Source organism: Streptomyces sp. NPDC052910, from assembly GCF_055585605.1.
On the sequence record NZ_JBVJJR010000005.1, the window covers coordinates 236411 to 254160 of the forward strand.

The following is a 17750-nucleotide window of genomic DNA, read 5'->3' on the forward strand; positions in this document are numbered from 1 at the left end:
CCAGGCGGCGGAAAGGCAAGGGCCGTGGAGACCACGGTCAATGACTCCGCCGGGGCCCGTCCCGGGTACGGCCGGCTGCTGCGCACACGCGGCGCCTGGACGTTCCTGCTCCCCGGCTTCCTGGCCCGGCAGCCGTTCGCGATGCTGACCATCGGCATCCTGCTGCTGGTCCAGAACACCACCGGCTCGTACACCACGGCGGGTGCCGTCTCGGCGACGGCCGGCGTCTCGATGGCGCTGTTCGCCCCGCAGAGCGGCAAGCTCGCGGACCGCTTCGGGCAGGCCGCGGTACTGCTCCCCGGCATCGTGGTGCACGCCGCGGCGATCTCGCTGCTCATCACGCTGGCGCTGTCACACGCGCCGCTGTGGGCGCTGTTCGTGGCGGCCGTGCCCGCCGGTGCGTCCACCCCGCAGATCGGCCCGATGGTGCGGGCCCGCTGGGCGGCCAAGCTGGAGGGCTCGCCGCTGATGGCGACCTCGGCGGCCTTCGAGTCCGTGACGGACGAGTTCACGTTCGTGATCGGTCCGGTGCTGGCCACCGCGCTGTGCACCGGCGTCCACCCGTCGGCCGGTCTGATCGCCGAGGCGGCCCTCACGGTCGTCGGCGGCGTGCTGTTCGCCACCCAGCGGCGCACCCAGCCGGAGCCCGACCGCGGCGCGGCGGGCAGCCGGCCGAAGGGTTCCTCCGCACTGTCGATACCGGGCGTCCGCGTGCTGATCTTCGCCTTCCTGGGCATCGGCTCGGTCTTCGGCGGCATGCAGATGTCGCTGACCGCCTTCACCAAGGAGATCGGCGAGCCTGGCATCAACGGTCTGCTCTACGGCGCGTTCGCGGCCGGGAACATGATCGCGGGCATCATCTGCGGCACCGTCGTCTGGCGCAGCACCCCGCAGCGCCGGCTGCTCGCCGCGTACCCGCTGCTGGCCCTGGCCACCACTCCCCTGTGGGCGGTGCACGCGGTACCGCTGCTCGGCGGGCTCGGCCTGATCGTCGGCCTGTGCATCGCCCCGGCGCTGATCACCGGCTACACGCTGGTCGAGTCCCTGGTCCCGGCGGGCTCCCGGACGGAGGCCTTCACCTGGCTGACCGGCGCCGTGGGCCTGGGGCAGGCCGCCGGTTCCACCGTGGCGGGCCGTCTGGTGGACGCGCACAGCGCGAACACCGGCTTCCTGGTGCCGCTGGGCGGCACCATGGTGGCACTGGTGTTGCTGCTGATTCTGCGCGGCCGGCTCACCCCGGAGGCCACCGCGTCGCGGATCGTCGGGCGTGGGGTCGGTCACCGCGAGCCCGTCTCGGTGGACTGACGGGCAGGAATACTGCACTATGGAGCATCGTTAGCACTCATTGAGTGAGAGTGCCAGGAGGAGAAGTGCCGACTTACCAGTACCAGTGCACCGAGTGCGGCGAGGGCCTTGAGGCGGTGCAGAAGTTCACCGATGACGCGTTGACCGTCTGCCCGAGCTGCGACGGACGCCTGAAGAAGGTGTTCTCGGCCGTCGGCATCGTGTTCAAGGGCTCCGGCTTCTACCGGAACGACAGCCGCGGCTCGTCGTCCAGCAGCACGCCGGCGTCGTCCTCGTCCGCGAAGTCGTCCACGTCGTCCACGTCGACGTCGTCCTCCTCGTCCTCGGCGAGCGGCTCGTCCTCGTCGGGCAGCGGTTCCACGACCACCGCGTCGTCGGCCGCCTGAGGCACTCACTCAACCGAACAGCTCCCACGGAGTCCGTCGTTCCCTTGCGGGACGGCGGACTCCGTGCTGCTTTCCGGCGGGCTCCTCGCCGTGTCCGGGCGGCTTCCGTGCGCTTTCCGGCGGGCCCCGTGCCGCTTTTCCAAGCGGCCGGTTGGCGCGCGGGGTGCGCGGCTAGGGTGACGGCATGGTCAACACGAGCATGGCCGAGACGGCCGAAACCACCGGTACGGCCCCCGCTCCCACGCCCGGCACGGCCCCCGCTCCCGCTCCCACGCCCGGCCCGGAGGCCGGCGTGCGGACCGAGCCGCGGGTGGAGCCGCGCGGCGAACCGCAGACCGCGCGGCGCGTACCGGAGCAGGCAGGGGCGCAGGCGGAAATAGGCGTCATCGGGGGCTCAGGGTTCTACTCCTTCCTCGACGACGTGACCGAGCTCACCGTCGAGACGCCCTACGGCCCGCCGAGCGACTCCCTGTTCCTCGGCGAGGTGGCGGGCCGCCGGGTCGCCTTCCTCCCCCGGCACGGACGGGGCCATCACCTGCCGCCGCACCGCATCAACTACCGGGCCAACCTGTGGGCCCTGCGGTCGGTGGGCGTGCGCCAGGTCCTGGGCCCGTGCGCGGTGGGCGGGCTGCGACCGGAGTACGGGCCGGGCACCCTGCTGGTCCCCGACCAGCTCGTCGACCGGACGAAATCCCGCACCCAGACCTACTTCGACGGGGAGCCCCTCCCCGACGGCACCGTTCCCGAGGTCGTCCACCTCACCTTCGCCGACCCCTACTGCCCCACCGGACGCGCGGTGGCGCTCGCGGCGGCGCGCGGCCGGGACTGGGAGCCGGTGGACGGCGGGACCATGGTCGTGATCGAGGGCCCGCGCTTCTCCACCCGCGCGGAGTCGCGCTGGCACGCGGCGCAGGGCTGGTCGGTGGTCGGCATGACCGGGCACCCGGAGGCGGTCCTCGCCCGCGAGCTGGGGCTTTGCTACACGTCGATGGCGCTGGTCACAGACCTGGACGCGGGGGCGGAGACGGGCGACGGCGTCACCCACGAGGAAGTACTGCGGGTCTTCGCGGCGAACGTGGAGCGGCTGCGCGGCGTGCTCTTCGACGCGGTCGGGGCGCTGCCGGTGGACGCGGAGCGGTCCTGCCTGTGCGTGCGGGCGCACGACGGGTGGGATCTGGGGATCACGCTGCCCTGACGGGTGGGGCGGGGGCGGGGCGGAGCGGGGTGAGCCGGAGCCGGGTGCCGCGTGGGGACGTCCGGGGCGTCCGGGCATCCGGTGCGTCCGGGGTGTCCGGAGCGTCCACCGGGATGGGGTGTTCCCCCACAGGTGTGGCGAAGTTTTCCACAGTCGCGAAGTCTGTCCACAGGCCCCAGCGGGACTTGCGGAAACCCGGGATCGTAGAGGGCGTCGGTGGTCGGAACTCCCCACGCTAGGCGGTGTTTGCCATGCCTTCTTCGGCGCGCGTCCTCCCGCAGGTCCCCTCGCCCGCTCCTCCCTTCGCGGTCCCTTCCCCCTCCTCCGGTTCCTCCCCGTCCTCCTCGCACCCGTCGATGTGCTCCTCGCCGCCGACGCCGTCCTGGTCGTCCCCAGCGGTCTCGGAGGACGTGCCGCGGCCCAGGCCGTCCTGGGCGCCGCCGCCCGCCTGTGAGGTGCCGCACTTCGCTCCCGTGCGGGTGGCGGCGCGACGGATGCGGGGGAAGGTCTTGGGGCGGGCGGTCCTCACGGTCGCCGTGGTCGTGCTGTGCTGGGCGTTGCTCGCGTACGGGGGGTCCCGATGAGGCCCGCACGGGTCCTCGCGCCAGCACGTCCGCGAGCGCCTCAGCGGAGACTTCCGGCGCCGGCGGCCGCGTCAGCGGATTGGACAGAACGGCCGGATGGTCTCGTATGTTATGGAACCCACCATTCCGGTACAGGGGCGCACAAAGAAGGGCTGTTCGGTGAGCGAGAAGAAGACAGGGATCCTTGGAGGCTTCAAGGCGTTCCTGATGCGGGGCAACGTGATCGACCTGGCGGTCGCCGTTGTCATCGGCGCGGCGTTCACCAACATCGTGAACTCGGTCGTCAAGGGCGTGATCAACCCCATCGTCGGCGCGTTCGGCACCAAGGACCTGGACCATTACGCGGCCTGCATCAAGGGCCCGTGCGCCCGGAAGGCGTCCGGCGAGGTGACCAAGGGCGTCTTCATCCAGTGGGGCTCGGTGCTCAGCGCCTCGCTCACCTTCCTGATCACCGCCGCGGTGGTCTACTTCCTGATGCTGCTGCCGATGAAGCGCTGGCAGGAACGCCAGGCGGCCCGCCGCCCGGAGGACAACGGCCCGGCCGAGCCGACGGAGATCGAACTGCTCGCCCAGATCAGGGACACCCTCGTCGAGCAGCGGCGCGGTCCCGGCTCGGATTCCGTACCGGCACAGCGGTAGGCCTCGGCCCCGATGCGGGGGCAGCCGTCCGCGCCGGCGCGGCGACAGGCGGGCGCCGGCCGGTGGGGAGGCGGGGCGCCGCTCGCCTCGCCGACGCGGTACGGCCGAGACGGCAGCCCCGGCCGGAACCGTGGACGCGGATCCCAGCGCGGGGATCAGACGTGGTGCGGCGGCTTCTCGTCCAGGAAACGGGCGAGGTCGGCGGCCGAGTCGTGGCCCGTGGGGCGCTCGCCCCAGCCCCGGTCGGTGTCGTCCGCCGACTGCCGGTCCAGCGGGTCGTCGAAGATCAGGGCCGCGGGCTTCGGTTCGGGGGCGGTGCTGCTCATGACACCAGGGTACGGGCGTCTCGGGTCGCGACCCCCGCGGCGAGCGGTGACAATCGCCGCATGAGCGATACGCCGCGTCGGCGGCTCGCGGGCGGCTCGGGCGTACTGCGCCGGATGGTCACCCGCGGCCGGGACGAGGAGCACCGCGCCGCCACTCCCCTGGAGCTGTTCTTCGACCTCTGTTTCGTGGTCGCGGTGGCCCAGGCGGGCGGACAACTGGTGCACGCGCTGGCCGAGGCGCACACGGGCCACGGTGTCCAGGGCTACCTGATGATGTTCTTCGCCATCTGGTGGGCCTGGATGAACTTCACCTGGTTCGCCTCCGCCTACGACACGGACGACGTGCTGTTCCGCGGCATGACGCTGATCCAGATCGCGGGAGTGCTGGTGTTCGCGGCGGGCATTCCCCGCGCCTTCGACTCCGGCGACTTCAGGGTCATCTGGTTCGGCTATCTCGTGATGCGGCTGGCCATGGTGGCCCAGTGGCTGCGTGCCGCGTTCTCCACGGCCGGCCGCGAACGCCGGACCGCGCTCCGGTACGCGGCGGGCGTGTCCGTCTGCCAAGTCGGCTGGCTGGGCCTGCTGTTCCTGCCCGACGGCGCCAAACCGTGGCTTTTCCTGGGGATGGCGGTGTGCGAGATGGCCGTTCCGGTCTGGGCCGAGCGCGGCTACCAGACCGGCTGGCACCCCCACCACATCGCGGAACGCTACGGCCTGTTCACCATCATCGTGCTCGGCGAGACAGTGTCGGCCGCCACCGTGGCCGTCCAGTCGGCCGTCGACGAACACCGGGCGCTGGGCGTCCTGTTGCCCATGGCCGGGGGCGGGCTCCTGCTCATCTTCGCCGCCTACTGGATCTACTTCGCCGTTCCCATCCACCTCCATCTGGTCTCCAACCGCCAGGCTTTCCTCTGGGGTTACGGGCACTACCTCGTCTTCGGTTCGGCCGCGGCGATCGGTGCCGGCATCGAGGTGGCGATCGAGCAGGCCGTCGGCAAGGCCCACGTCTCCACCTTCGCGGCCTCCGGGGCGGTAACGCTGGCCACGGCGCTGTTCATGTTCACGGTGTGGCTGATCCACTCCCGGCACCAGAAACGCGGCTGGATACAGCAGGCGGTGCTCCCCGTCTCGGCGGTGCTGGTCCTGGCCTGCACGTTCGCGGCACGCTGGGCGGTCCTGCTGGCCGGCGCGGTCTCCACCGCCACCGTGGCCGTCGGCGTCACCCTGACGGCGCGAGGCGGAACGGCCTTGCGAGAGGAGACAGAAGAGGGCCGGCAAGGAGGCAGAGAAGGGCAGGGAGAGGAAGGCGAGGGGGGTGGGAGCGAAGCGGTCAGGCGGTAGCGGGGGGCAGGCGGTCGCGGAGGGGTCAGGCGGTAGCAGCGGGGTCAGGTGGTAGCGAAGAGGGAGGCCGGAAACGAGCCCGCCCCGGGAAGAGCGCGGTACGCCGGGCACAGGACCGTGGTACGCAAGGCACATGACTGACACCGACAGCGCGCGGAGCGGCGTACGACAAGGTCCGCTGGACGCGCTCACCGACGTGGCGGGGCTACTGGTCGGACACGCGGAACTGGCCGGCCCCGGCGCGCTCACCGGCACGACGGTGGTGCTCACGGAGCCGGGCGGCGCGGTCGCGGCCGTCGATGTCCGGGGCGGCGGGCCGGGCACCAAGGAGACCGACGCGCTCGATCCGCGGAACCTCGTACAGCGGGTGGAGGCCGTCGTGCTCACCGGTGGCAGCGCCTTCGGCCTGGACGCCGCGTCCGGGGCGATGAGCTGGCTGGAGGAGGCCGGCCGGGGCGTACCGGTCGGTCCCGGCCCGGAGCACGTCGTGCCCGTCGTCCCCGCCGCGGCCCTCTTCGACCTCGGCCGCGGAGGCGCCTGGCGGGCCCGTCCCGACGCCGCCCTCGGCCGGGCGGCGATCGAGGCCGCGGCGGCGACCGGGCCCGGCGCACCCGTGGCCCAGGGCAACGTCGGCGCGGGAACGGGCGCTGTCGCCGGAGGCGTCAAGGGAGGCATCGGCACCGCGAGCCTCGTCCTGCCGTCGGGGGTCACCGTCGCCGCGCTCGCGGCCGTCAACGCGGCGGGCTCTGCTGTCGACCCGGTGACGGGGGTCCTGTACGGGATGCTGTTCGCCGGCGAATGGGTCGGCCACCCCGACCCCGCCCGCCACGAAGCGGCGCGGCGCGCCCTGGCCACCGCCCGGGAGGAGACGGCCCGGCGGACGGCGGGATCGGTCGGGCAGCCGTTGAACACGACGCTCGCCGTCGTCGCCACCGACGCCACCCTCACCCGCGCCCAGGCCCAGAAGCTCGCAGGCACGGCCCACGACGGCCTCTCCCGCGCCATCCGCCCCGCCCATCTCCTGACCGACGGCGACACCGTCTTCACCTTGGCGACGGGCACCCACTCCCTGTCCACACACGTCACGCCCGATGCCACCGACCTCCCGCTCGGCACCGTCAACGAGATCCTCGCGGCCGGCGCCGACGTACTCACCCGAGCCGTGGTCAAAGCGCTGCTCGCGGCGGAGAGCGTGGACGGTCCGGGTGGGGTGTTCCCGTCGTACCGGGAGTTGTACGGAGGGTAGGACGGTCGGCTGGAAGGCCGGTAGGGCGGCCGGGCGGGGTGGGTGGCGGAGGGCCCCGGTACGCGGGTGGCGTTTCACCCGGCGCGGGTGGTCCGCCAACCCGCCCGCCCCCTCACACACAACGCCCTAGTACGAAAGCCTCTTGCCTCTAGTGCGATATGCGCCTACGTTCCTGAGTCATGATCACCAGGCTGCCCGCGCGCACCACCGTCCTGACCGGTCGGCACGTCCGCCTCGAACCGCTTGAGGACGCCCACCTCGCCGACCTGTTCCGGGCCGCGGGCGGTGACGACGAGGTGTGGCGCTGGACGCTCTCCCCCACCCCGCGCACCGAGGACGAACTCGGCGTCATCCTCAAGGAACGACTCGCCGACCCCGCCTGCGTCCCGTTCGCCGTCGTGCATCTGGCGAGCGGGCGGGCCGTCGGCGTCACCTGCTTCTTCGACGCGAGCGCTCGGGAGGAGCAGGTGGAGATCGGCGGCACGTGGTACGGGCGCGCTCACTGGCGCACCGCCGTCAACACCGAAAGCAAGCTTCTGTTGCTCACGCACGCCTTCGACGACTTGGGCCTGGGCCGCGTCTTCTGGAAGGTCGACCACTTGAACGAGCGGTCGCAGGCGGCGGTGCGGCGGATCGGGGCCGTGCACGAGGGGACACTCCGGCGGCATCGGCAGCGGCCGGACGGGAGTTGGCGAGACAGCGTGTACTTCTCGATGCTGCGGGAGGAGTGGCCTCCCGCGCGGGAGCGGCTTTCCGGCCGCCTTGAGCGGGGCTGACCCCATGCCCGAGCGGTGAGCGGGAACGGACGCGGTGGGCGGGCGGGGGGCGAACGCGTCGGCCCCTGCCCGTACCGCCACCCTCGTGGTGACGCGGGCAGGGGCCGGCCCCGCTCGTTCCGGCGGTGTCCGACGCCGACTTGGCGGTCCGCCGCCGCTACGCGGCTATCGGCTCGCCCTTCTCCTGGGGCGCCGCGTCCGTCACCGGAGTCTCGGTGCGGGAGTGGCGCGGGAGCGCGAAGATGAGCAGGAGGACGACGACGAGCAGGCCGGTGACCCACCACAGGGCGTTGCTGTAGGCGTCGCCGAAGGCGGCGGCCGCCCGGCCCTTGGCCACCGCGTCCTCGTCCAGGACGCCGAAGAAGACCACCGACACGAGGCCGAGCCCGATCGCGTTGCCGAGCTGCTGGGTGGTGTTGATCAGCCCGGACGCGGAACCCGCGTGCTCGCGGGGCACCTCGCAGAGGACGGCGTCGGTGAGCGGGGCGACGATGAAGCCCATGCCCGCGCCCATGACGATCAGCGGCAGGGCCATCTGCCAGGACGTGATGTCCGCGCCGTAGTGGCCGGTCTCCCAGATGTAGAGCAGTACGCCGGCGGCCATGACCGCCGCACCGGCCTGGAGTACCTTGCGGCCGAAGCGCGGGACGAGCTTCTGGACGGACATGCCGGCCGTGATCGACACGGCGATGGAGAACGGGATGCCGGTCAGGCCCGACCGCAGCGCGCTCCAGCCGAGGCCGAGCTGCATGTAGAGGGTCCAGCAGAGGAAGTAGATGCCGGAGACGATGCCGAAGGCGAGCTGGACGCCGATGCCGGCGGCGAAGCTCTTCACGGAGAAGAGGGAGAGCTCGACCAGCGGGGAGCCGTCCTTCCGCTTCTTGTGGCGTTCGTAGACGACGAACAGCGCGAGCACCACGGCGCTGCCGCCCATCAGGAGGAAGCCCCAGAGCGGCCAGCCCAGCTCCCGGCCCTGGGTGAGCGGGTAGAGGAACATGACGATGCCCAGGGTGGCGAGGGCCACGCCGGCGAGGTCCAGCTTCAGCGCGTTCTCGGCCTTCGACTCGGCGATGAAGCGGCGGCCGAGGAGCAGTCCGGCGATGCCGACGGGCAGGTTGACGAGGAAGATCGGCCGCCATTCCAGGCCGAGGATGTTCCACTCGGTGAGCAGTGCGCCCAGGATCGGTCCGGAGACGGCGCCCAGCCCCACGATGGCGCCGAACATGCCGAAGACCTTGCCGCGCTCGTGCGCCGGGAAGGTGGAGTGCACGATGGCCAGCACCTGGGGCACCATCAGCGCCGCGGTGCCGCCCTGGAGGACGCGGGCGGCGACGAGCAGGTGCGGGTCGCCGGCGACGCCGCAGAGCATCGAGGCCAGCGTGAAACCGCCCATGCCGAGCAGGAAGACCCGTCGGCGGCCGTATATGTCCCCGAGCCGGCCGCCGGTGATCAGACCGGCGGCGAAGGCGAGGGCGTAACCCTCGGTGATCCACTGGAGGACGCTGAACGACGCGCCGAGGTCATGGCTGATGCTGGGCATCGCGATGTTGACGATCGTCACGTCGACGAGGTCCATGAAGGACGCGGTCAGCACGACGGCCAGCGCGATCCAGCGGCGGCGGTCGAGGGGCGGATCGGTGCTCAGGGAGCTCACGGGGTATGGCCTTCCACTTCGTGTTCCGGGTGTCCCACGCTAGAACCCGTCTAGGTCAAGCTGTGTCCTAGATGCCTGGCACGCTGGCGTTATGACCGACACACCCGTACGGCTTCTGAATCTGCTCTCCCTTCTGCAGACCCCACGCGAATGGCCGGGCAGCGAACTCGCCGAGCGGCTCGGTGTGAGCCCGCGGACGATCCGGCGGGACATCGAGCGACTGCGCGACCTCGGCTACCCCGTACAGGCAACGATGGGAGCCGTCGGTGGGTACCGGCTGGCCGCCGGGGCGGCGATGCCGCCGCTGGTGCTGGACGACGAGGAGGCGGTGGCCATCGCGGTGGGTCTGCGGGCCGGGGCCGGGCACGCCGTGGAGGGCATCGAGGAGGCGTCCGTGCGGGCGCTCGCCAAGCTCGAGCAGGTGCTGCCGTCCCGGCTCCGCCACCGGGTGACCGCTCTGCAGGCCGCCACGGTGCCGCTCACCTGGGGCGACGGGGCGACCGTCGACCCGCGGACGCTCACCGTCATGGCCGCCGCCACGACCGGTCACGAGCGGCTGCGGTTCTCGTACCGCACCGGCGAGGGTGTGGAGACCAAGCGGCTGGTGGAGCCGAACCGGCTGGTCAGCACCGGTCGTCGCTGGTATCTGGTCGCCTACGACAACGACCGCGAGGACTGGCGCACCTTCCGCGTGGACCGGGTCAGCGACCCCTTCCCGACGGGCGCGCGCTTCGAGCCGCGCGAGCTGCCGGCGGAGAACGCGGCGGAGTTCATCAGCGGCTCCACGGCCCGGCGGCAGCCGGAGCTGCGGATGGTGGTGACGCTGCACGCACCCGCGTCGGCCGTCGCGGCCCGGCTGCCGCACTGGATGGGGGCGCCCGAGGCGGTCGACGACGCGACGTGCCGACTGGACACGGAGTGCGCCGACTCCGTCGAGTGGGCGGCCCTGCACCTGGCGATGCTCGGCTGCGAGTTCGAGGTGCACGAGCCGGAGAAACTGATCGCGTACACCCGGCAACTCGGGGAACGGATCACCCGGGCGGCGGGTGGGGCGACCGGAGAACCCGGGAGCCGAGCGGCCGCGGACGCCGACGGCTGAGGCCGGCCGCAGGGGCGGCGGACCCGGGGAACCAAGGGCGAAAGACCCGGAAACCCCCGGGAAAGAGAAGGACCCCGGCGCAGGGGGGGGAGGCGCCGGGGTCCGATCTATAAGGATATGCCCTTTTATGCCGCTACGTCGAACCGGGTCACGCCGCCGCGTCGAAACCGGTGTCGTGAGCCATCTTCTTCAGCTCCAGAAGCGCGTGCTTCTCGATCTGCCGGATCCGCTCCCGGGTGAGCCCGTGCTGCTTGCCGACCTCCGTCAGCGTGCGCTCCCGCCCGTCCTCGATCCCGTAGCGCGCCTTGATGATCGACGCGGTCCGGTGGTCGAGCCGGCCGATGAGGCTCTCCAGTTCCTCGCTGCGCAGCAGCGCGATGACCGACTGCTCAGGCGACACGGCGGAAGTGTCCTCCAGCAGGTCGCCGAACTGGGTCTCGCCCTCGTCGTCCACCGACATGTTCAGGCTGACCGGGTCCCGGGCCCAGTCGAGGACGTCACCGACGCGCTCGGGCGTGGTGCCCAGCTCGGCGGCGATCTCGGCGTGCTCGGGGTCGCGGCCGTTCTCCCGGTTGAACTCGCGCTGCACCCGGCGGATGCGGCCCAGTTCCTCCACGAGGTGGACGGGCAGCCGAATGGTGCGCGACTGGTCGGCGATCGAGCGGGTGATCGCCTGGCGGATCCACCAGGTCGCGTACGTGGAGAACTTGAATCCCTTGGTGTAGTCGAACTTCTCCACCGCGCGGACCAGGCCGGCGTTGCCCTCCTGGATCAGGTCGAGCAGCGGCAGCCCGCTGCGCGGGTACCGGCGGGCGACGGCGACCACGAGCCGCAGGTTCGACTTGATGAAGACGTCCTTGGCGCGGGCGCCCTCGGCGGCTATCGCCTCCAGCTCCTCGCGCGAGGCACCCCCGGCCTCGCCGGACTCCAGGCCGTCCAGGATCTGCCGGGCGTACACACCCGCCTCGATGGCCTGCGACAGCTCGACCTCCTTGGCGGCGTCGAGCAGGGGCGTCCGCGCGATCTCGTCCAGGTACATGCCGACCAGGTCGCGATCGGCGATCTCCCCGCTCGAGGCGCGAACACTGCTTGCCTCGTCGACACCCCTGGCTTCGGGCTGACGACGGGCGACGGCACGGGTTGCCATGCGTACTCCCTTGCGATGAGACGGTCGCGGGATCTTGCGTGAGACGGTCGCGGCTCGCACTGCGAACCCGTCCGAAGGAAAGAACGACTGCAATCCGGACAGAATTCCCAGGGGACGCCTTATTTTTTACGATCATGCAGTACCCTGTCCCGCCACACGCAGGGCACGCATGCCGGACGCACCGGCGGACGTCCTGGTCAGAGCCGGTGCACGGGGGGTCCCGGGCCCCTCGCCGTACACGGCGACCTTCGCGTCCTTGAGACGGCCGTCACTTCTGGCGCTTTCCCCGCGCGCTCGGAAGAACTCGGCGGAACGCCGCCGCCCGGCCACCGCGATCCTCCTCCCCCTTTCCCCGAAGGACGGCCTCCGGGGCCGGGAGGTTGCGCGGACGGGGGACGGGTGCGGTGCGGCACGGCGAGCCGGACGCGGCGCGGCTCGGCGGGGTGTGGCGAGGTGTGGACGGCGCGGCGCGCGGGGACGGAGCGAGCCCGTCCGCTGATCCACTTGCCGCCGGGCGGGCGCGGGTGTGCGCTGGTGTCCAGGGGGCCGGTTCCCCCGGACGGACCGCGGTGCTCCGACCGGCCACGGCGGCATCCCCGCCAGATGACCGCGACCGCGGCCCCCGCGTCCGGGGACGGACGAGAGGAGCCCTGCCATGCCGACGCACGCGATCCTGCCCCACCACACCCCGGAGGGTCCCGGCCCGGTGCCGAGGGGCGCCCGCCTCCCGGTGCGCGGGACGCGGGCGGGCCCGGTCCCCGACCGGAGCCGTCCCACCTGGGCCGTGCCCGTCGGCCTCGGGTTCGTCCTCTTCCTGTACACCGTCTTCCTCGCGCACGAGAACGGCTTCTCGGAGGCGGGTGGCTGGCTGCTGGGCCTGGCGACGGCGGCGGTCGCGACCGGCATCGGCCACCTGCTGGTCCGGGAGCGGAACGCGATGATCCCCGAGGTGCGCGCGGCGGCGTACGGCGCGCTCGCCGGCAGCACCCTCGGCTTCCTGCACAGCGTCGCCGGCGGCTCCTGGCTCCGCTCCCTGGGCATCGGGCTCGGCTTCGCCGCCCTCATCGGCCTGGCGTCCTACAACCTCTTCCACTGGAACGAACGGCACCGGCGCTGAAGGGCGCCCGGCGGACGGACGCGCCACGTGACGGGCGGATGCGCCGCATGACGGACGGACGCGCCGCATGACGGACGACGACCCGCATGACGGACGGCGACCCGCCGGTGGAGCCGAACTCCGGCCGCCCGCCGAGGAGCGGCCGAAGTCCGGAGGTCTACGTCCGAAGACCGTTTCCGGAGTGACGGGAGCGACCTAGCGTGGCGTCATGACCGACACCACCGGCACACTCGACGAGGCGCTCGAACGCCTCCACGCGAACGGACCGGAACGCGAGGGCTGGCTCACCAACCACGCTCCTATGACCGTCGAGGCGCTCGTCCGCAACGGACACGCGCCGCGCGTCCACCGCTGGCTCGACGGCTACCGGCACAAGCTGGAGGACCTGCCGCGCCCCACGGGTGTCCGGATCGCCGGAGACGAACGGGCGGGTACGGGCGGTACGCGCGACGTGCCGTGGCGTGCGGCACTCGGCGACCCCGCGCGGCTCGGGGACTGGATCGACCACTTCACCCGCGTCCTGGCCGAACGGCCGTGGCGCGACGTGTTCGCCGAGTGGTGGCCCCGGCTGCTGCCCGGCATCACCGGCGGCTCGACGCACCCCGTCATCCGCACCGGGCACGCCGTCCGGACGCTCCTCGACGGGGACGAGACCGCGCCGCGGCTGGCCGAGCTGGGGCATGCCCTGGGCTACTGGGCCGCCCGCTACCAGCCGCTCGTCGCGCCGGTGACGGCGTCGGGGACCGCGGCGGTCGGCACCGCGCTGACGGCCCTGCCGGGCATCACGGACCCCCCGCAGGGCATCCGCGCCCGCTTCGCGCGGCTGCCGGAGACCCCCGGCTGGCCGGCCGCCGCGAACGCCCTGCGCCCGCCCGCCGGTCCCGACGAGGTGCCCGGCCTGCTGGCGGAGCTCGTGCGGGAGACGGTCGTGCGCTACGGCGAGCGGGCGCACGGCGGACCGGTCATGCTCGTCCACTCGGCGACCGCGCCCAACGCCGTGCTGCGCGTGCTGCCCGCGCTCCCCCGCGAGCTGTGGCCGGCCGGTTTCCACGCGGCCTGGGAGGCCGCCGCCTCGGTGACGGCCGCCTACCCCGCGCCGGGGATACCGGAACCGGTCACCGGGGCGCCCACCACGGCAGGCGAAGCCTTCGCCCGCGCGGCGGCACACGGCGACGAGCACGCGATCAAGTTCACCGACACCGCGCTGGACGTCGCCGCCACCGACCCGGGCGCGGCGCCTCAGGCCCTGGCCGCCACGGCTCGCGCCGTCGAGCTGATCACACCGGGGAACGCGTGAGCGGCACGGCGCCCTCGGCGGCCCCCGCCCGGCGCCCGGTCTCCCGGGCGGCGGGCGGGTCCCCGGCCCGTCAGCCGAACTGCACCGACCGCTTGGCGAGTCCCAGCCAGAAGCCGTCGATCACACTGCGCTGGCTGCCGAGTTGCTCCTCGGCCGCTCCCAACGTGACGAAGAGCGGCGCGAAATGTTCCGTGCGCGGGTGCGCGAGGTGTGCCGCCGGTGACTTGTGGGCGAAGTCGAGCAGGGCGTCGACGTCCTGCGCCTCCAGCGCCTCCCGCCCCCAGTCGTCGAACTCGGCGGACCAGGACGGCGTACCGCCCTGGTGGCGCAGGGCCGCGAGATTGTGGGTGAAGAAACCGCTCCCGACGATCAGCACGCCCTCGTCGCGCAACGGCGCGAGCCGTCGGCCGATCTCCATGAGGCGCATCGGATCGAGCGACGGCATGGACATCTGGAGCACCGGAACATCAGCGTCCGGGTACATCTCGACCAGCGGCACGTACGCGCCGTGATCCAGGCCCCGGTCCGGCATGTCGTGTACGGGCAGGCCGGCGCCGCGCAGCGTCGAGCGGACCCGTTCCGCCAGGCCGGGGGCGCCCGGAGCGGCGTACCGGACGCGGTAGTAGTGCTCCGGGAAGCCCCAGAAGTCATAGACGAGCGGCACGGTCCGGGTGGCGCCCAGGGCGAGCGGCGCCTCCTCCCAGTGTGCCGAGACCATGAGGACGGCTCGCGGCCTGGGCAGCTCCGCCGACCAGGCGGCGAGCTGGCCCGGCCAGAGCGCGTCGTCGGCGAGGGGCGGGGCGCCATGGGAGAGGTAGAGGGCGGGCATCCGTCCGGTGACCGGAACGGGGGCCGGGGTGTCCTGCACGGTCACTCCTGAACTGTGCTTGAAGTTTCAAGCTTTACAGCTCCACTTTAGCTCTGACTTATTTAGACTTCAAGAATCCTGTCGGACCGCACCGCGGGCGCCGGCGCGCCAGCCCGATCCACCGGCGCACCAGCCGGCGCACCAGCCACCCCATCAGCCGTCCGACCTGCCGACCGACCAGCGGTCCGACCAGCCGACCGACGAGTGGAACAGTGGATGCCATGAGGAACGAACCCGCAACGGACCCGACGGAGCCCCGCTGGCTCTCCGCAGAGGAGCAGGCGACCTGGCAGGCGTACCTCCACGCCACCACGCTCCTGGAGGACCACCTCGACCGTCAGCTCCAGCGCGACGCGGGAATGCCGCACATCTACTACGCCCTGCTCGTCCAGTTGTCGGAGGCGCCCCGCCGCCGGATGCGGATGACCGAACTGGCCCAGCAGGTCAAGATCACCCGGTCCCGGCTGTCGCACGCCGTGGCGCGCCTGGAGAAGAACGGCTGGATGCGGCGCGAGGACTGCCCCTCCGACCGGCGCGGGCAGGTGGCGGTGCTCACGGAGGAGGGCTTCGAGGTGCTGCGGAAGACGGCGCCCGGCCATGTCGCGGCGGTACGGGCCGCGATCTTCGACCGCCTCACGCCCGAGCAGGTCGCGGAGTTCGGCGAGATCTGCGCGACCATCGCGAGCGGGCTCCAGCCGGCGGGCGCGGACCTGCCCTGGCTGCGCTGAGCCACCGCCGGCGTCGCTCACGCCCCCGCACCGCCGACGCCGCCGACGGGCGGTCGGTGTGCCACCGGACGGTCGCGGCTGCGAGCGGTTCGACAGGCGAGTCCGCCAGAGGAGTCCGTCCCCAGGCGCGGCGAAGCCCCCGCACGGAACATCCCGTGCGGGGGCTTCGGCTTCGGCCCGCCTGTCCCGGCGCCTGCGACCGCTCCCGGCCTCAGTGAGCCGTTCGACTGCGTGAGCCGCTCGACCGCGGGAAGCCACTCGGCGTGAGGAAGCTCCTCGGTCCGAGTGAGTCGCTCGGCGTGTGGAAACTCCTCGGTCTCAGTGAGCCGCTGGCCTCAATGAGCCGCTCGGCCTCAGTGAGCCATCACCGGAATGGCGTCCTCGACGGCGCCCTCTCCGTCGCCACCGCCGGCCTTGGCCGTGGCGGCGTTCGGACGGCCGGCGTTGACGAAGACCACGGCCACCAGGGCGGCCAGCGTCAGGATGCCCGTCGCCCAGGCGATGCCGACCTGGAAGCTGTGCACCGTCGCCTTGATGCCCAGCACCTGGATGGCCTCCTTCGAGGTGGCACCCGCCTGGTGGGACGTGAAGTAGTCGTCCTTGGCGCTGGTCGCGAGGGTGTTCAGCAGGGCGGTGCCGATCGCGCCACCGACCTGCTGCGAGGTGTTGACCATCGCGGAGGCGACACCGGCGTCACGGGCCTGGACGCCGTGCGTGGCGAGGCTCATGGCCGGCATGAACGCCGTACCCATACCGGCACCCATCAGCAGCAGGCCCGGCAGGATGCCCGTCACGTACGAGGTGTCGGTGTCGATCCGGGTGAGCAGCGCCATGCCGATGGCCGCGACCAGGAAGCCGGGGCCCATCAGCCAGCGGGCCGGGACCCGGGTCATCAGCCGCGCGCCGATCTGGGTCGATCCGGTGATCATGGTGGCGATCATCGGGAGGAAGGCCAGACCGTTGGTGATCGGGCTGTACTCCTTGATGCCCTGGAGGTAGAAGACCAGGAAGAGGAACAGTCCGAACATGCCGATGGAGGCGAGACCGAGCGCTCCGTAGACACCACCGCGGTTGCGGTCGGCGACGACACGCAGCGGCAGCAGCGGCGACTTGACCTTGCCCTCGACGAAGACGAAGGACACCAGCAGCACCACCGCGGCGGCGAACAGGGTCAGCGTCAGACCGGCGGTCCAGCCGTCGCTCTCGGCGCGGGTGAAGCCGTACACCAGCGAGACCAGGCCGAGGGTGGCCAGGATGACGCCGGGGACGTCGAGCTTCGACGGGTTGCGGCTGCCCTCGGGCTCGTGGATGACGGCCACGGCACCGGCGGCGGCCACGGCGGCGAAGGGGATGTTCACGAAGAACGTCCAGCGCCAGTTGAGGTACTCGGTGAACACGCCGCCCAGCAGCAGGCCGACGGCACCGCCACCACCGGCGATGGCCCCGAAGATGCCGAACGCCTTGGCGCGCTCCTTCGCCTCCGTGAAGCTGACGGCGAGCAGCGACAGCGCCGACGGCGCGAGCAGCGCGCCGAAGACGCCCTGGAGGGCGCGGGCGGCCAGCAGCATCCCGGTGTTGACGGCGACACCGCCCAGCGCGGAGGCCAGGGCGAAGCCGATGAGGCCGGTGATGAAGGTCTGCTTACGACCCCACAGGTCGGCTATTCGGCCGCCGAAGAGCAGCAGTCCGCCGAACGCGAGGGCGTAGGCGGTGATGACCCACTGCCGGTTGCCGTCCGAGATGCCGAGGTCGGCCTGGGCTGACGGCAGCGCGATGTTCACGATGGTCGCGTCGAGGACGACCATCAACTGGGCCAGGGCGATGAAGATCAGCGCTTTCCAGCGCCGGGGATCCGGGGTGGTGATATCGGGCATGGAAGGGCCTGCCTAGCGGTGGGAGAGGTGAGCGAGATCCAAAGGAATGACGGTGCGGCGCAAGCGAACGTGACGGGCGTTCACGTGACGTCGGATACACGGACGATGCGGCCGGCGGCCGACCGACGACGTGCGGGTCGGGCTGACGTTTCGGGCTGACGAAGGACG

17 protein-coding genes are annotated in these 17750 nt (G+C 72.2%); 11 read left to right on the forward strand and 6 right to left on the reverse strand.

The genetic code is table 11. From position 1 onward, the window contains the following. Positions 1-24: 24 nt before the first annotated feature. The 3 genes from ACZ6X9_RS20200 (at position 25) to ACZ6X9_RS20210 (ending at position 2886) form a co-directional block, all read left to right on the forward strand. On the forward strand, positions 25-1305 hold the full coding sequence (locus ACZ6X9_RS20200; protein WP_469779369.1) for an MFS transporter: 1281 nt from the start codon (positions 25-27) through the stop codon (positions 1303-1305). A gap of 65 nt (positions 1306-1370) precedes the next feature. Then, the gene (locus ACZ6X9_RS20205; protein WP_469779370.1) at positions 1371-1691 is read left to right on the forward strand and encodes an FmdB family zinc ribbon protein; all 321 of its coding nucleotides are present in this window, start codon (positions 1371-1373) and stop codon (positions 1689-1691) included. Positions 1692-1875: 184 nt separating this feature from the next. Beyond that, positions 1876-2886: an S-methyl-5'-thioadenosine phosphorylase gene (locus ACZ6X9_RS20210; RefSeq protein WP_469779371.1), complete on the forward strand. Its 1011-nt coding sequence runs from the start codon at positions 1876-1878 to the stop codon at positions 2884-2886. A 235-nt stretch (positions 2887-3121) separates the two neighbouring features. On the opposite strand, the gene ACZ6X9_RS20215 is transcribed toward ACZ6X9_RS20210, so the two are convergent. Continuing rightward, entirely contained in the window at positions 3122-3415 is a 294-nt protein-coding gene (locus ACZ6X9_RS20215; protein WP_469779372.1) for a hypothetical protein, read from the reverse strand. Between the two features lie 214 nt (positions 3416-3629). On the opposite strand from ACZ6X9_RS20215, the gene mscL reads away from it, so the two are divergent. Further along, a complete protein-coding gene (gene mscL / locus ACZ6X9_RS20220; RefSeq protein WP_436784371.1) occupies positions 3630-4109 on the forward strand; it encodes a large conductance mechanosensitive channel protein MscL in 480 nt (159 codons plus the stop codon). A 155-nt stretch (positions 4110-4264) separates the two neighbouring features. Here the strand turns inward: mscL and ACZ6X9_RS20225 are convergent, their stop codons facing one another. Then, positions 4265-4435 carry a hypothetical protein gene (locus ACZ6X9_RS20225; protein ID WP_469779373.1) on the reverse strand — a complete coding sequence of 57 codons (171 nt, stop codon included), beginning with the start codon at positions 4433-4435 and terminating at the stop codon, positions 4265-4267. A 60-nt stretch (positions 4436-4495) separates the two neighbouring features. Here ACZ6X9_RS20225 and ACZ6X9_RS20230 point away from each other — a divergent pair, with 60 nt between their 5' ends. From ACZ6X9_RS20230 to ACZ6X9_RS20240, 3 genes are all read left to right on the forward strand, one after another. Next, positions 4496-5776 carry a low temperature requirement protein A gene (locus ACZ6X9_RS20230; RefSeq protein ID WP_469779374.1) on the forward strand — a complete coding sequence of 427 codons (1281 nt, stop codon included), beginning with the start codon at positions 4496-4498 and terminating at the stop codon, positions 5774-5776. Between the two features lie 133 nt (positions 5777-5909). Further along, the gene (locus ACZ6X9_RS20235; RefSeq protein WP_469779375.1) at positions 5910-7022 is read left to right on the forward strand and encodes a P1 family peptidase; all 1113 of its coding nucleotides are present in this window, start codon (positions 5910-5912) and stop codon (positions 7020-7022) included. Between the two features lie 179 nt (positions 7023-7201). Continuing rightward, positions 7202-7798 carry a GNAT family N-acetyltransferase gene (locus ACZ6X9_RS20240; protein ID WP_469779376.1) on the forward strand — a complete coding sequence of 199 codons (597 nt, stop codon included), beginning with the start codon at positions 7202-7204 and terminating at the stop codon, positions 7796-7798. 157 nt (positions 7799-7955) lie between these two features. Here ACZ6X9_RS20240 and ACZ6X9_RS20245 read toward each other — a convergent pair whose 3' ends face one another. Beyond that, a complete protein-coding gene (locus ACZ6X9_RS20245; RefSeq protein ID WP_469779377.1) occupies positions 7956-9452 on the reverse strand; it encodes an MFS transporter in 1497 nt (498 codons plus the stop codon). A 91-nt stretch (positions 9453-9543) separates the two neighbouring features. On the opposite strand from ACZ6X9_RS20245, the gene ACZ6X9_RS20250 reads away from it, so the two are divergent. Then, the gene (locus tag ACZ6X9_RS20250) at positions 9544-10551 is read left to right on the forward strand and encodes a helix-turn-helix transcriptional regulator (protein WP_469779378.1); all 1008 of its coding nucleotides are present in this window, start codon (positions 9544-9546) and stop codon (positions 10549-10551) included. Positions 10552-10699: 148 nt separating this feature from the next. Here ACZ6X9_RS20250 and ACZ6X9_RS20255 read toward each other — a convergent pair whose 3' ends face one another. Next, positions 10700-11698, reverse strand: a complete 999-nt coding sequence (locus ACZ6X9_RS20255; RefSeq protein WP_469779379.1) for a sigma-70 family RNA polymerase sigma factor — start codon at positions 11696-11698, stop codon at positions 10700-10702. 655 nt (positions 11699-12353) lie between these two features. Between ACZ6X9_RS20255 and ACZ6X9_RS20260 the strand changes: the two genes are divergently transcribed. After that, complete coding sequence (locus ACZ6X9_RS20260) at positions 12354-12815, forward strand: hypothetical protein (RefSeq protein ID WP_469779380.1); 462 nt, start codon at positions 12354-12356, stop codon at positions 12813-12815. Positions 12816-13023: 208 nt separating this feature from the next. Continuing rightward, on the forward strand, positions 13024-14112 hold the full coding sequence (locus ACZ6X9_RS20265) for a questin oxidase family protein (protein WP_469779381.1): 1089 nt from the start codon (positions 13024-13026) through the stop codon (positions 14110-14112). A gap of 70 nt (positions 14113-14182) precedes the next feature. Here the strand turns inward: ACZ6X9_RS20265 and ACZ6X9_RS20270 are convergent, their stop codons facing one another. Continuing rightward, positions 14183-14941 carry a dioxygenase family protein gene (locus ACZ6X9_RS20270; RefSeq protein ID WP_469779629.1) on the reverse strand — a complete coding sequence of 253 codons (759 nt, stop codon included), beginning with the start codon at positions 14939-14941 and terminating at the stop codon, positions 14183-14185. Positions 14942-15201: 260 nt separating this feature from the next. Between ACZ6X9_RS20270 and ACZ6X9_RS20275 the strand changes: the two genes are divergently transcribed. Continuing rightward, a complete protein-coding gene (locus ACZ6X9_RS20275; protein ID WP_469779382.1) occupies positions 15202-15708 on the forward strand; it encodes a MarR family winged helix-turn-helix transcriptional regulator in 507 nt (168 codons plus the stop codon). A gap of 353 nt (positions 15709-16061) precedes the next feature. On the opposite strand, the gene ACZ6X9_RS20280 is transcribed toward ACZ6X9_RS20275, so the two are convergent. Then, entirely contained in the window at positions 16062-17582 is a 1521-nt protein-coding gene (locus ACZ6X9_RS20280; protein ID WP_469779383.1) for an MFS transporter, read from the reverse strand. Between the last annotated feature and the right edge of the window lie 168 nt (positions 17583-17750).

Bases quoted from the DNA above. Each gene is read 5' to 3' on its own strand.
- ACZ6X9_RS20225 (WP_469779373.1), bottom strand. From the start codon at position 4,435: ATGAGCAGCACCGCCCCCGAACCGAAGCCCGCGGCCCTGATCTTCGAC.
- ACZ6X9_RS20270 (WP_469779629.1), bottom strand. From the start codon at position 14,941: ATGCCCGCCCTCTACCTCTCCCATGGCGCCCCGCCCCTCGCCGACGAC.
- ACZ6X9_RS20280 (WP_469779383.1), bottom strand. From the start codon at position 17,582: ATGCCCGATATCACCACCCCGGATCCCCGGCGCTGGAAAGCGCTGATC.
- ACZ6X9_RS20250 (WP_469779378.1), top strand. From the start codon at position 9,544: ATGACCGACACACCCGTACGGCTTCTGAATCTGCTCTCCCTTCTGCAG.
- ACZ6X9_RS20255 (WP_469779379.1), bottom strand. From the start codon at position 11,698: ATGGCAACCCGTGCCGTCGCCCGTCGTCAGCCCGAAGCCAGGGGTGTC.
- ACZ6X9_RS20240 (WP_469779376.1), top strand. From the start codon at position 7,202: ATGATCACCAGGCTGCCCGCGCGCACCACCGTCCTGACCGGTCGGCAC.
- ACZ6X9_RS20235 (WP_469779375.1), top strand. From the start codon at position 5,910: ATGACTGACACCGACAGCGCGCGGAGCGGCGTACGACAAGGTCCGCTG.
- ACZ6X9_RS20230 (WP_469779374.1), top strand. From the start codon at position 4,496: ATGAGCGATACGCCGCGTCGGCGGCTCGCGGGCGGCTCGGGCGTACTG.
- ACZ6X9_RS20275 (WP_469779382.1), top strand. From the start codon at position 15,202: ATGAGGAACGAACCCGCAACGGACCCGACGGAGCCCCGCTGGCTCTCC.
- ACZ6X9_RS20265 (WP_469779381.1), top strand. From the start codon at position 13,024: ATGACCGACACCACCGGCACACTCGACGAGGCGCTCGAACGCCTCCAC.
- ACZ6X9_RS20210 (WP_469779371.1), top strand. From the start codon at position 1,876: ATGGTCAACACGAGCATGGCCGAGACGGCCGAAACCACCGGTACGGCC.
- ACZ6X9_RS20260 (WP_469779380.1), top strand. From the start codon at position 12,354: ATGCCGACGCACGCGATCCTGCCCCACCACACCCCGGAGGGTCCCGGC.